Source organism: candidate division WOR-3 bacterium, assembly GCA_029858255.1.
Classification (GTDB): Bacteria; Hydrothermota; Tepidihabitantia; order SM23-42; family SM23-42; genus SM23-42.
Genome location: JAOUFJ010000003.1, coordinates 31,236 through 43,944, shown reverse-complemented (window position 1 = coordinate 43,944; position 12,709 = coordinate 31,236). Strand labels below are relative to the sequence as shown.

The following is a 12,709-nucleotide window of genomic DNA, read 5'->3' as shown; positions in this document are numbered from 1 at the left end:
TGATTTTTATTGGCATATGAAAAACCCTCAATCCGTCATTCCGTTAATTGCCGGATTGACCGGACGTGGCCGGGAAAATGTAGGGATCGATGCGGATGTACGAGAAGAAATAAACATAGCAGGAAGGCGGTAACATGAGGACATTCCTGGCGGTCGAAGTACCGCAGCAAGAGAGGAAGATCATTGATGATTTTATCCTGACCGAGGCGAAGAGCGAATTGCCGATCAAATGGGTTAAATTTGAAAACCTGCACATAACACTCAAATTCCTTGGGGAAATAGATGAAAAGAAAAAGACGGATATTACACCGGTGATTGAGACGATTTGCCGTGAACATAGTTCTTTCAAAGTCAAATTAGAAGGACTGGGATGTTTTCCGCATCCGAGAAATCCCCGGGTGCTATGGGTCGGCGTGACGCAGGGCGGCAACGAGCTCTGTGCGATTGCTGATGCGCTGGAAAAGGAACTCGCGCAATTCGGATTCAAGGAGGAAAAGAGATTCCACGCGCATCTGACTATTGGACGGATAAAGAAAAACTGCAAAGTGGATGATATTGTTGCCAAGAATATCTACACGGAGTCCTTCGAAGTTGCCGCTGTCGTTCTCTTCAAATCCACGCTGAAGCCCGAGGGACCGGTATATGATCAGTTGTGCAGTTTTACGCTACAGTGACATGCCCGATATGGCTATAATGTTTCCTGTCAAAGGGGCACGCAATTGTGGGTCAGGGTCTAACCCGTCGATTGTCTATTCGGATTACGGCATGTACGGCTTGTTTATGTCAAAAATACTGTGGAAAATATTGGTGTAGATGTCGGGGTTTTTCTTTTCGATTTGGTTCAGCAACTGACGTATCATTTCACGCCTTGAATCTGCATAATAAGGACACGGATTGCCAAAACTCTTCAAACCCATGGCCTGAGCGATTTCTACAATGATTTTCTTATCCATATAATACAGCGGGCGCACAACGGTGAAGCGACCGCGGACGATTGGTTGCATGGGTAAAAGAGTGCCCATCCGGCCTGTGAAAAGCATGTTGAGGAGCAACGTTTCGACAACATCTTCCTGATGATGTGCCAGCGCGATGTTGAAAATATCGAATCCTTCGGCGATCTCCATGAGCTTCTTACGCCTTGCACGGGAACAGAAGAAACACTTATCCTCAACCTTCCTAATTCTGTCATTAATTTTGCCACCGGCAATGACAAACTGAACGTTTTGGGCCAAGAGGTATTCTTCGAGAAGATCTGGATCCCAGTCAGGAAATCCTTCGTTGATGTGGGCGGCTTTGATGCTCCATTTTTGTGCGTATTTTTCATTGTATTTCAGGAGCAGAAACAAAAGCACCATGCTGTCAATTCCACCTGAAACGCCGACCAGGACGCTCGCGTGTTTTTCAAGCAAAGAGTGATGTCCTAACGTGTATTTAACTGAAGAGAGTCCTGATTTTATTGCCGCCTTTGAAATCGGGTTTTGCGGGCGAGGTTTATCTGAGCACAATCAGTTGCCTTATGGCTACACCCCGGCTGGACTCAAGCCGATAGAAATAGACGCCATTGGGTACCAGATTTCCCTTTTCGTCATTTGCCTTCCATGTTACATGGTGTGTGCCTTGCAGAAAACGGTCCTTGGCAATTAGTTTGACCGGTTCGCCGATCAAATTGTATATAGTTATCGTGAGATAGAGTGGTTCACTTAAGGTAAAGGAGATCTCTGTGTAATTGTCTACTGGATTGGGCCGGTTCTTTTCCAACACGATGAGTTCTTCGTTTACATGTCCGGATTCCGAAATGATTTGTACACTTTTTGTTGAACGATCAAATATAACCAGATTGTTATTTACTGGATTCGATAGGATCCTCGATCCACGAGATATGGTGCCAATACCGATTTTACCCTTATGTTGGCCGCTGATGTCCAGGACAGCAATCGAGTCAGTAAACAGCACGTACAGATTGCCTCTTTTATCAGCACAGAAGTCAAGTATTTTGTTTGATGCGCTGTAAAGAAGCCGGCCGGTGTAATTTTCCGCATTCTGGAATCTACCGCCCGACCAGGTGTAGATCCTGTTACCGGACAATGTGAAAAAAGGTGTGCGTCGATTCGAGTAATCGGCGAGCGGTATTACCGAGAAGCGTTCCGCATTAGTGCTCAGCGTACTCATGGTTTCAAATGGAGTGGCGAAAACAATCCTGGTTGGTTCAAGCACGATCAGCCCCGGACTTCCAGATACTGATAGTGCGGTCATCTGCGTAGGGTTTATGAAGTTCAACTCGGTCGTCACTGAATTGTCTCGGTCGTCGGATGATTGCATGACGAGTCTATTATTGTTGTCTACGTAGTAAATACCCTGGCCAAGCACAGCGAGCGCGCGGGCATTCTGGATTTGTATGGGTATTAGTAGATCGCCGTTGTTTTCGTCGATCTTTGAGATTATAGATGGGGAGAGTACCCAGGTCTCCCCGTTATCGCTTATTGTCAGATCATTGATCTGACTGATTTTCGTGAGAGCGAATTCCTCGCTTGATTGCCACGCCCCCGAAGAGAGGCATAAAAGAAACAACAAGACGCTTAATCGTCTCATGGACCTCCTTGTTATTGAATAGTTCCGACCTCACAAATAATTATATGCGCTATTGAAATATTGTCAATAGTTGAAATTGACCGGGCAAGTGAAGGGTTGACTTGAATTATTATTCGGATATCATAGAACCATGACAGAGAAGAGGGTTTTCAGCGGTATCCAACCATCAGGGCGGTTGCATATTGGCAACTACGTTGGTGCGATGCGCAACATGATCGCACTGCAGAAGGAATATTTCTGTATCTACGGCATCGTTGACTATCACGCAATGACCGTGCATTTTGACACGAAGGGCATGGAGCAGAGTATCCTTGACTGTGCGATAGACTATCTGGCTGCGGGTATTGATCCCGAGATGAGTGTTCTGATGGTTCAATCAACCGTCTCCGAGCATACAGAATTGGCGTGGATTCTGAACACAATAACGCCAATTTCCTGGCTGTTAAGGGTCCCTACCTTCAAGGAGAAGAGACAGCAGAATCCAGACTACGTGAACATGGGTTTACTTGATTATCCGGTCTTAATGGCAGCAGATATACTGTTGTACAAAGCCGAAGTTGTGCCGGTTGGAGATGACCAGTTGCCGCATTTAGAATTGACCCGCGAGATCGTCAGACGGTTCAACACTCTTTTCGGCCAGCTTTTTCCCGAACCAAAGGCGCAACTGGATGAGGTGCGAAGGATTCTTGGTCTTGACGGCGTAAACAAGATGAGCAAGTCGCTCGATAATTGTATATATCTCGACGACACCAAAGAAGAGATGTGGAAGAAATTGTCGACCGCGGTGACGGATGTGAGAAGGAAGAGACGCACCGATCCGGGTAACCCGGAGGAGTGTAATATTTTCACCATGCACAAGGGTTTCTCAAAGAAAGAAGATATCGACTATTGCGCTCGTGAATGCCGAGCAGCAGGCATTGGCTGTCTCGATTGTAAGAAAATCCTTTTGGACAATATGTACAAGGAGTTAGAACCTATACAGGAGAAGCAGTTTCAGTTACGTAAAAACCGTGAATACGTTTTGGAAACGCTCCGTAATGGTAGAAAAAAAGCAAAGGAAATCGCAGTTCAAACAATGGACGAAATCTACACGAAGTTAGGTATCAAGCTGTACCATTAGATAATACAACATACGGTTCAACCTGATCCGTTTATTTCTCTGATTTCTGACAGTTGGGGTTCAGATTAGAAAGGTCTGACTTCGTCATCGAATAGCGAAACGACGACTGACTGTCCCATCAATTCAAGCGAAACCGACAGCCTCCGCTTCCTATGATCTTCTCGAACGAGTATTCCAATCGCTCCGGATAGGGGACCCGAAGTGACCTGGACTCTCGTACCGACTTGCAGATAAGGTAGCGGGAAGATATTCCGGTCGCTTCTGACAAAGATCTTTATGGAATCGATGTCTTCATCGGGAATGGGCATGGGCCTGCCGTTACCGCATATCCGGGCAAGCCCGGGGGTTCGAAATACTTTGATCCAGTTTTCCTGCAATGCATCTATTTGAATGAAAAGGTAGTTTCTGAATAATGGACGTTTGACCAAAATCCGGCGATTCTTACGACGTCCTGGAACGATAATTTCGGGAAGAAAAGTATTAACACCTTTTTCCTGAAGTATTTTCTTGACGATGCGCTCGTGGTTGCATTTTGTATATCCCGCATACCAGTTCATAGAATTATTCACTTGTTATTATATTTGTGTCGGGATACTTGTCAAGGCTGGCCTGGTTTTTCTGTCAGGAAAGATAACCGTGTTTTTTGTACCAATCGATCGTCTCGACGATACCCTGCTCGAATGAATACCTGGGTTGGAAGTTTACTTCCTTGGTAACCCTTACATTGCTGCACACCCAGGCTTGGCAGGCGAGTTCTCTTATCTTATCGCGGGTCACCAGTTTCTTATGTGGCGGTAATAGAGCATCATTAAGCAATCCTACAAACATGGCGAAGGATTCGGGGATATGTATTCGGAAGCTCTTTTTCCCCAGAGCGCTGGCGATTGAGGCCAGCACCGAGTATAGTGAATAACATCGTCCATCATTTGCAAAATAAGTTCGGTTTGCAAACAAATCGCGCTCGATGATTTTGATGATAAGGGTAACCAGATCTTTGACGAAGATAAGATTGAGGTACTTATGACCGTACCCTATGACTGGACAGAATCCCTTGTTCAACAGTTTGATATAGGTGAGTATCTCCTTGTCGTGAGGACCGTATACGGAAACGGGTCGAACGATCACATATGATAAACTGCTGTTCCGAATCATATCTTCAGCCAGCTTCTTCGTGCGGCCATAGAATGAAATTGGCGTTTGTTCCTGCTGCTCGTTCATTGGAGCGCTGCCAGCGCTTGGCCCACAGGCTGCGTGGGAGCTCAAGTACAGTAATTTTGCTGCGTTGCGCTCCTCCATTATTTGTAAGAGGTTCGCGGTGCCGACGACATTTGTTCTGTGGAATTCCCAGTAGGTCCGTCCCATGGTCCGGGCGGCGCAGTGAACCACAACGTCAATGTCCTGGAGCGCCTGTACTATTCCGCGACCCGTTTCCAGGTCCCCGTAACGTATGCAAATCCTGGTGTTATTTTTGAATGAATCAATATTTGAGGTCGGTCGAACGAGGATAGTCACGCGGTTTCTCGCCGCAAGTTCAGGTACGAGGTTCTTGCCAACAAAACCGCTTGCCCCGATCACCAGTATCCGTTCATTCTCCAATTGATCATCCCTTGGAATAGCACAACGGCTATGTCCTGGTTAGACATAGCCGTGCTTTTGATTTCTAAATAAGGGCGCGCCGTAATGTCACTTCCTACGTCATGGCTCCCGTATTTTCAGAAAAGATGCCTCTAAAACTGGTAGGAAAGCGAAAATTTGCGGTTAGATGTCGGAAAATCATAGATGTCCTGGTCAACCCCGACATCGAGCGAAAAACCACCGGCCTTTATGCCACCACCGTAGGTGAACCCGACTCGCTCTCCTTCGTCGTCAATGAAATATCCTGCTCGCAGTTTCACGAAGTTATAGTAGTCGATTTCCAGCCCGATGCCTTTCCAGGCTTCGTTGAATTCGTATCTCAAATTCTCAAAGAAAGTCTGTGTTTCATCGGCGAACATGCCGACCAGGATCTTTGTGATATCCGTGGTTAGTGCAATACGGATTATTTTGCTGTTGATTGGCTGGAATCGAAGACCAAGCCTCAAGGTATACGGTAACGGATCCGAGGCACCGCTTTCTGTGTAGCTAATATCGGGACCGATATTCTGCAATGCACCCGCCACGGTGAGAAAAGAGAAGGGCTTGTAGATAGTGCCTACATCGAACGCGTAGGTTATGCCGATTCCGCCATTGTTGATCCCCAACTCGGGCATTCTACCCCATACCCAGGGGGGGACGAGGTATGAGTATATGAACTTCCAGCCTATCCCGATACCCAGATTTTCTTTGATCTTTGCTCCGTAGTTCAAGCCAACTGATATGTCAAATGTTGTGTAAGTGCCAAGATATATACCTTCGATATTGCGTACTTCTGTTGGGCCCGTCGTAAGATATACAATGCTCAAACCGAACGTGCCGACATTATAGGATTTCGTGACACCGGCATATTCGTAGTACATGTCACCTTGAAGACCAGGTAGCCAGGGTGCATGCTGCAGGGATACTATTGTGCCATCAAGGAAGGCGAGCCCTGCTTGGTTATAGTAACAGGCAGTAGCATCATCGGCTACGGCTGAAAATGCGCCGCTCAATGCAGTTGCTCTTGCTCCGGGCCAGATGAGCAAGAATACCGCACCGGGACGAGTGGCACCAACCAACAGTGCCGAGAACAGAATAAAGATGAAAAAAACCTTACGCATACAAAACCTCCAAACTTTGTTTAACATATCATTATATTGATATGATGCATAATGTCAAGATATGTGGCTTCCAGCAAATCAAATATAGATTTGTCTTAGATACTCATAGTACATTCAGGGTGCAGGAATTGGGAGAAAATCAATTTATACAGTTATTGTCCGCTGATGGACAGGTCCTTCAAGACGACGGTTTTGGGGCCCAGATAGTGCCCCTCGAAGGTATTATCGCTCGAAAAATACGCATTCTGCAGTGCCTCGAAGATATTGCAGCCGACAGAACCGCCTTTTACCGGTGTTTTCTTGTTTTTCTGCACACGGTAACCGAATCTGATTTCCGCAACCAGATCGCCGGTGATCGGATCCGGAGACAAATCAGAGAACTGTACGATTTCGTAGTAGTTGTCGTTGGCGAAAACGGAATTGGGCGGGGGTTCAATGATCAGATTTTTGAAGGCGCCGGTCGGTTCGACGCCAAGGTAGTCCGCGTAACGTTTTGTTGTCCAATGTTTCTTGAATATGCCGTGATCGATTATAGTATGTTCCTGGCCGGGGATACCATCATCGTCGAAAGGATCGCTGTAGAGCCCGAACGGTATGATACCACTTGTTTTGAGGGTGAAATCATTCTTAGATTGACCGACAATTCGATCGTTAGGACTGAAACGGCTCATGCCTTGATCCTTGGCTTTGCCCGAACTATGAAAAATAATCGGGGACATTAATCCATAGACATCAGATGCGTTGAATACTACATCCGCCTTGCCGCTACTGGGTACCTTGACGTTTAACATGTTGACCGTGTGTCTCATATGTTCTTCGATACGGTCCTGCAGCCTCAAATCTTCAATGCGTCTCCGCTTGAGATGGAAATTCATCTCCTGCTCTTTTTTCCCTTTCTTGCCGATGAGCGTAATTTCGACTTCGATCAGATCTTTTAGCTTGCTGAGCTCGATCCCTGTTGAAGTCATCAGCGTAACCTCGGACCGTTTCAGGTATATCTCGGCGCTCGAAAGACGAACATTGGCATCTCTCACGCTTTGATAGATCGTATCGGTCAGGTCGATACCGATTGCTTCTGCGTTTTCCAGTCGTGGATCCAACAATTCTACTTTTGAGAAATTCGCAGTTCTTACCAGGCCATAATATCGATTCTTTATCAGCGAACATGCGAACTTGGCTTGTTCAAGGTAGAACTTCAGGTCGGTGCTCGGTTTGTAAATGAAGTTGTATTCACCGCGCAGCATTTCATCGTTGCTTTTATGGTCTGCGTAGACTGTTATGTCATAGTATTGACTTTCAATGGTGCGTTTTGATTCGATCCGGTCCTTAAGTAGATACAGCTGATTCTCGTTCGATTTGACTTCAATGACCTTGAAATCGGCAAATCCGTGTGCGGCGATTTTATCGGCAAGGTTCTTCATCATCCTAAGCGTACCCTGGTTTTGATATGCGGTCCTCCACTTGAGACTGGTACATACTCTTTGTGACCTTTCCCGCAGATGCCTACGTCAACCTTAAAGTCTTTTCCGACCAGTGAGACGCTCTTCAAGAGATCGGGCACATATCCGGTTATTCCGAGGGGTGAGAAGAGCCGTCCGGTGATCCGTCCATTCTTTATCTCTTTGCCGTACAAAACCAGGACCTGTATTCCCCACCCCTTGGGATCTTCCATACCGCTCAATCCTTTGATCAGGTAGACACCATTGTCTACTGACGCAATGATATCATCAGGTTCGTCCGTTCCTGGTTTGAAAAAAGTATTGGACATCCTGGTGTAGATTTTCCGCGCGAACGATTCCCGTCGGCCGTTTGCGGTCGATGGCAGACCGAGCACTGCGCTCGCATATTTGTGCGTCAGCCCGCGTATGAACTTGCCGTTCTTGATGATGTATGTAGCTTGCGCAATGTTACCTTCATCATCAACGAAGTAGGAACCGTAGCCACCAGGCAATGATGGATCATCGATAATGCTTACCAGCGGCGATGCAATATTCTTTCCGAGATAATCCCTTGAACGGGCCCGGTCCTGCAGATACATATCTGTCTCGACTCCATGACCAAAAGCTTCATGAGCTATCAGCCCGGCAATCTCGGGGGTGCCAACGACATCGTAGAAACCGGCTTCGATGTGCTCTGACTCCAACAGCTGATTGCCGGTGGTGATGATTTCGTCGATTGCACCATCTGGCAGTTCAATCAGTTCCAAGCCTCCTGTTCCTCCTGTTGAAAAATAGTCGTATTTCACCCCGTTGCCTTTAGATACATACGCAACCAGGTAGTGAGAAATCCGCCGTATTTCTTCGTTTATTACTCCATCATGGCTGATGAAGGTTTTGGTCGATGATTCTTCAGAATAGCTGATCGCGCAATTGACTACATTCTTGCCATTGATTATACGCGAACGCCTTTCCCTTAATACATCCATCTTTTCCTGCAGGGATACCGAGGCGGGGTCGATCTTCTCAACTGTTTTGAATGATTGATCTCCTCCTGCTGGAGGCGAAAGGACGTGTCTCGGCTCTTTGACTTCTACAGTGTTGAGTGCTGCACGGCAGAATCCCACAAGGTGGTCCTTGTCGATAATGTCGGATGCAAATTCCTCAAAGTGCTCGCCATTGAAAATCGATAACACAAAGCCCATATTGCTTGGAGCCGATGATAGCCGTTCGTCTTTTCTATCAAGGTCGATATTGAGACCCCGGTTGCTGAAGAGAGTGCCTACTACGTATGGCACTCTGGCTTTGACATCACCGAGAATAGTCCTGATGGCGTCGATCAGAGATTGATCCATCAAGAATTATAGACATATTCACTTGTGGGTCAACTGGGATTGTGAGGCATTGTGCTGGATGTGGATATCAGTTATCCTGTCTATCATTGATTCAATTGACAGGCATGTCTGTGTATCTATAATCTCTTATGCGAAGAAAGGGACGGGTAATAGCGGTTGATGGTTCGAAGGCGACAATATGTTTTGAGACAGGTGAAGCATGCGCAAAATGCGAGGCACATGAATATTGTCAGACCGCAGGGTCAGCTCAGTCGGTAGTTGTCGATAATAGCATCGGTGCAGTGGTCGGTGACGAAGTACATGTAGAGCAGACTCCTGGTGTAGGTCTTGCCGCTGCTTCTATGCTGTTCGGCCTGCCGGTCGTTCTTGCTCTGATTGGTATGATAGTGGGCTCGCGCTGGAACGAGATCGGAGCACTGTTAGTAGCCGTGATCTGTTTCGGGCTCGGATTGATCATCGCAAAATTGCTCAACAATATCATCGCCCGCAGGTCTGCTTTCTTGCCAAGAATAACAGAAATAATAGGGCGAGAAGGTTCTTGACTTTTTGAATATCGATGTTATAATAGCAATATGGAGGCTAAATGCTGGTAATTACCCTTTCATTAATAACATCCATTGGCTTCGAGTTTTTATCCGTTGATCCGGTTGCTCACAGGACCGGTATGGGTTATGCATTGTATAACGACGGGTATGATGTGCACTACAATCCCGGCGGTCTTGCCTTTGCCAATAATACATATTACTCGATTTCTTATCTGAATTACTTTGCCGGCACTCATTTTGGGTACCTTGGGTATGAGCGCAAGCAGCTCGGTGTGGGTGTTCGGTATTTCTATAGCGGTAGTATGAAAAAGGTGGACGAATACGGCGTAGCGGAGCTGGGCACTTTTGGTGTCCACCATATCGATCTGAACGTGGGTAAGGGATTCATATACAAGGATGTCGGCCTGGGCATTTCGCTGAAGGGTGTGTATGCAAGCATTGATACCTTAAATGCAGTTGGTGTCGGCGTGGACGCCGGGGCGATCTACACGATAAAGAACCCGGGTGTACAGGTTGGTTTGTCCGTAAAGAACGTCGGATTGGGGCTGAAAGCATACATAGATGACAAGGAAATGTTTCCTTATGAGATCACGCTCAGTGCTGCCAAACTTTTCGATGCGGGCTGGCTTTGTGTCGATCTTGTCAAACCTGCTCTGACGGATTTTGGCCTCCGGATTGGTGGTGCCTATTATGTCAACTCTCTGCTCCATTTGAAGGCTTCGTACAACACGATGTTGTCCGCGATAGGTTCTGAGGGACTTGGTTTTCTCGCCGGTGTGACCCTCGGTCTGGGCGTCAGAAAGGATAGACTCCTTATCGACTATACCTATTCACCATATTTTGACCTCGGTGGTGGGCACCGTATTTCGATCAGCTTCGGAGGATAGATGTCAAAAGGCGCGGCTTCGATCGTAATACTATTCCTGGTACTTGCTCTTACCGGGTTTTTCTTCTTCAGTCCGAATCTCTTCTCTCGGGATGATGTACTTGATTCGAATATCGTGAGAGAACTGCTCGTCATGAGGTTCACGAGCCTTGGCAATTCTATTGCTCACGCTGCCTTTGTTGAGGATGCACTCATCATGGGCGAAGAGGCGAAACTCACCGAAATCGTTACACGTTTGAAGAACGACGAACCGGAAATAACATATGTCCACATTACTGACGGCGATAACAAAGTACTTGTCTCCACCGACGCCGCGATGGTAAGCAAGACGTACACCTCTAATGTATTAGCGGGAGGTTCCTCTGCCGTGTCAGAACGGAACGGTTCATATGAAGGTGGATTTTCGATCGAGATAGGTAAGACCAAAGTAGGTTTTCTATACTTCGGCGCAAACCCCCGTGTTACATCCGGGACATTTTCTGTTTCGGGTAATCCAATAACTGTAGTCGTTGGAGTCGTTGTCGCGTTCATTGCTTTTCTTTTGACCCTGCTGTCGAAGCGGAACATCAAAGCAAAACTGATTGATGAAATGAATAAACGTCAGTCGGAGATATTTTCACCGAAGATCGAAGCCTTGAAGAATGCGCAGAATGAAGCACAGAACAAGCTCCGAGATATGAACGAGAAACTTGAATCTACAGAACAGGAGCTACAGAAATTCACCGAGGAGTACGAGGTAAAGAAAAAGGAAGCCGAGAACAATCCAATTGTGCAATCGATTGAGAAATTGAAGGCTTCGGAGAGCGATCTGATTAAACATATAGAGGGACTGAAGGAAGAAGAAGGGCAGCTTAATACTGAGATAAGCTTGCTCTCACAGAAGCGAGAAGAAGTCCTCAGTGCACTGGAAGTGGAGAAAAAAGAAGAGAGAACACTGCACGAAAAATTGGACTTGATTAAGAAGAAAATACTCCATTTAGAAACACCAGGCAAATAACCATAACTTGGCTACTATCCCGACAGTTAATATGCCGACTATCGGTGCATTCTATGTGGTAGTAGTATTTTCCTGAGAAATTAGCGAGGATCATGAAAAGTCAGTATGTCGATGAACTCAAGGCAGGTCAATCCGTCAAGGAGATTTTTGCGCTCGGCAAGAAGATAGTCAAAGACAAGAAGGACGGCGGTTTCTACGCTATCCTGGAATTTTCTGACCGTACCGGTACAATAGACGGCATCTCGTGGGATGGTGATAGCCTTGGTGAGGTTTCGGCTGGCGACTTCGTGTTCATAACCGGTAATGTTACTGAATATAGCGGACGATTGCAGGTTGTCGTTAATTCGATGAGCTTGGTAGAGGAAAGTGAGGTTGACGCGGGTGATTTCCTGCCAAGCTATTCCGGTGATATCAATGAAGTGATGAAAGCACTGCAGGATTTCAGGGCAAATGTGCGGGATGCGAGCTTACGCAAGCTCCTGGATTCTTTCTTTGACGATAATGAATTCATGATACTGTTTCGCCTGGCACCTGCTGCCAAGAGAGTTCATCATGCCTATCTCGGTGGTCTTGCCGTTCACACCCTGAGTGTACTCAGGGTGCTTAAGAAAATACAATCGGTTTATGACTTCCTGAATGTAGATTTGCTGATCACCGGCGGTATTTTGCATGATATCGGTAAGATCGAAGAATACACCTACAAAAGAAGTATCAACATTTCAGACCGCGGAAGATTGCTCGGCCACATCGTGATTGGTAGCGAGATGGTTGCTGAGCGCCTCAGGCACATTCCCGGTTTTCCCGGCGATCTCAGGTTGAAGATACTGCATATGATCTTATCTCACCACGGTGAAAAGGAATGGGGATCTCCGAAACAACCTTTGTTTCCTGAAGCCCTGGTGTTACATTATGCGGATAACCTTGATTCAAAAATAGAAATGATGAGGCAGATTTACTCAAGACATCGTGGTCAGAACAAACAGTGGAGCGATTACCATCCTTTTCTGGAACGGGAAATTTATCTCGGCGAGGAATCTTAGCCAGGA

13 protein-coding genes are annotated in these 12,709 nt (G+C 46.6%); 6 read left to right on the top strand and 7 right to left on the bottom strand.

Annotated elements, in window-relative coordinates:
- The first annotated feature begins 134 nt into the window (after window positions 1–134).
- Window positions 135–674 carry an RNA 2',3'-cyclic phosphodiesterase gene (thpR, locus tag OEV79_02375; protein MDH4210278.1) on the top strand — a complete coding sequence of 180 codons (540 nt, stop codon included), beginning with the start codon at window positions 135–137 and terminating at the stop codon, window positions 672–674.
- 84 nt (window positions 675–758) lie between these two features.
- On the opposite strand, the gene OEV79_02370 is transcribed toward thpR, so the two are convergent.
- The gene (locus OEV79_02370) at window positions 759–1,409 is read right to left on the bottom strand and encodes a tRNA 2-thiocytidine biosynthesis TtcA family protein (protein MDH4210277.1); all 651 of its coding nucleotides are present in this window, start codon (window positions 1,407–1,409) and stop codon (window positions 759–761) included.
- Window positions 1,410–1,491: 82 nt separating this feature from the next.
- The gene (locus OEV79_02365) at window positions 1,492–2,589 is read right to left on the bottom strand and encodes a T9SS type A sorting domain-containing protein (protein MDH4210276.1); all 1,098 of its coding nucleotides are present in this window, start codon (window positions 2,587–2,589) and stop codon (window positions 1,492–1,494) included.
- Window positions 2,590–2,719: 130 nt separating this feature from the next.
- Here OEV79_02365 and trpS point away from each other — a divergent pair, with 130 nt between their 5' ends.
- Window positions 2,720–3,709 (top strand): tryptophan--tRNA ligase, encoded by a 990-nt coding sequence (gene trpS / locus OEV79_02360; GenBank protein ID MDH4210275.1) that lies wholly within the window; start codon window positions 2,720–2,722, stop codon window positions 3,707–3,709.
- A gap of 65 nt (window positions 3,710–3,774) precedes the next feature.
- Here the strand turns inward: trpS and OEV79_02355 are convergent, their stop codons facing one another.
- The 5 genes from OEV79_02355 to OEV79_02335 form a co-directional block, all read right to left on the bottom strand.
- On the bottom strand, window positions 3,775–4,278 hold the full coding sequence (locus OEV79_02355) for a UpxY family transcription antiterminator (protein ID MDH4210274.1): 504 nt from the start codon (window positions 4,276–4,278) through the stop codon (window positions 3,775–3,777).
- A 52-nt stretch (window positions 4,279–4,330) separates the two neighbouring features.
- Window positions 4,331–5,305 (bottom strand): NAD-dependent epimerase/dehydratase family protein, encoded by a 975-nt coding sequence (locus OEV79_02350; GenBank protein ID MDH4210273.1) that lies wholly within the window; start codon window positions 5,303–5,305, stop codon window positions 4,331–4,333.
- Window positions 5,306–5,436: 131 nt separating this feature from the next.
- Window positions 5,437–6,444, bottom strand: coding sequence for a PorV/PorQ family protein (locus OEV79_02345; protein ID MDH4210272.1), 1,008 nt, complete (start codon window positions 6,442–6,444; stop codon window positions 5,437–5,439).
- A gap of 152 nt (window positions 6,445–6,596) precedes the next feature.
- Window positions 6,597–7,865 (bottom strand): metallopeptidase TldD-related protein, encoded by a 1,269-nt coding sequence (locus OEV79_02340; GenBank protein ID MDH4210271.1) that lies wholly within the window; start codon window positions 7,863–7,865, stop codon window positions 6,597–6,599.
- Window positions 7,865–9,235 (bottom strand): TldD/PmbA family protein, encoded by a 1,371-nt coding sequence (locus OEV79_02335; protein MDH4210270.1) that lies wholly within the window; start codon window positions 9,233–9,235, stop codon window positions 7,865–7,867. Before OEV79_02335 ends, OEV79_02340 begins: the two co-directional genes overlap by 1 nt.
- 128 nt (window positions 9,236–9,363) lie before the next feature.
- Between OEV79_02335 and OEV79_02330 the strand changes: the two genes are divergently transcribed.
- The 4 genes from OEV79_02330 (at window position 9,364) to OEV79_02315 (ending at window position 12,703) form a co-directional block, all read left to right on the top strand.
- On the top strand, window positions 9,364–9,777 hold the full coding sequence (locus tag OEV79_02330) for a SoxR reducing system RseC family protein (protein ID MDH4210269.1): 414 nt from the start codon (window positions 9,364–9,366) through the stop codon (window positions 9,775–9,777).
- Between the two features lie 41 nt (window positions 9,778–9,818).
- Window positions 9,819–10,667, top strand: a complete 849-nt coding sequence (locus OEV79_02325) for a hypothetical protein (protein ID MDH4210268.1) — start codon at window positions 9,819–9,821, stop codon at window positions 10,665–10,667.
- Window positions 10,668–11,663 carry a hypothetical protein gene (locus tag OEV79_02320; protein ID MDH4210267.1) on the top strand — a complete coding sequence of 332 codons (996 nt, stop codon included), beginning with the start codon at window positions 10,668–10,670 and terminating at the stop codon, window positions 11,661–11,663.
- A 92-nt stretch (window positions 11,664–11,755) separates the two neighbouring features.
- The gene (locus OEV79_02315; GenBank protein ID MDH4210266.1) at window positions 11,756–12,703 is read left to right on the top strand and encodes an HD domain-containing protein; all 948 of its coding nucleotides are present in this window, start codon (window positions 11,756–11,758) and stop codon (window positions 12,701–12,703) included.
- Window positions 12,704–12,709 lie beyond the last annotated feature (6 nt).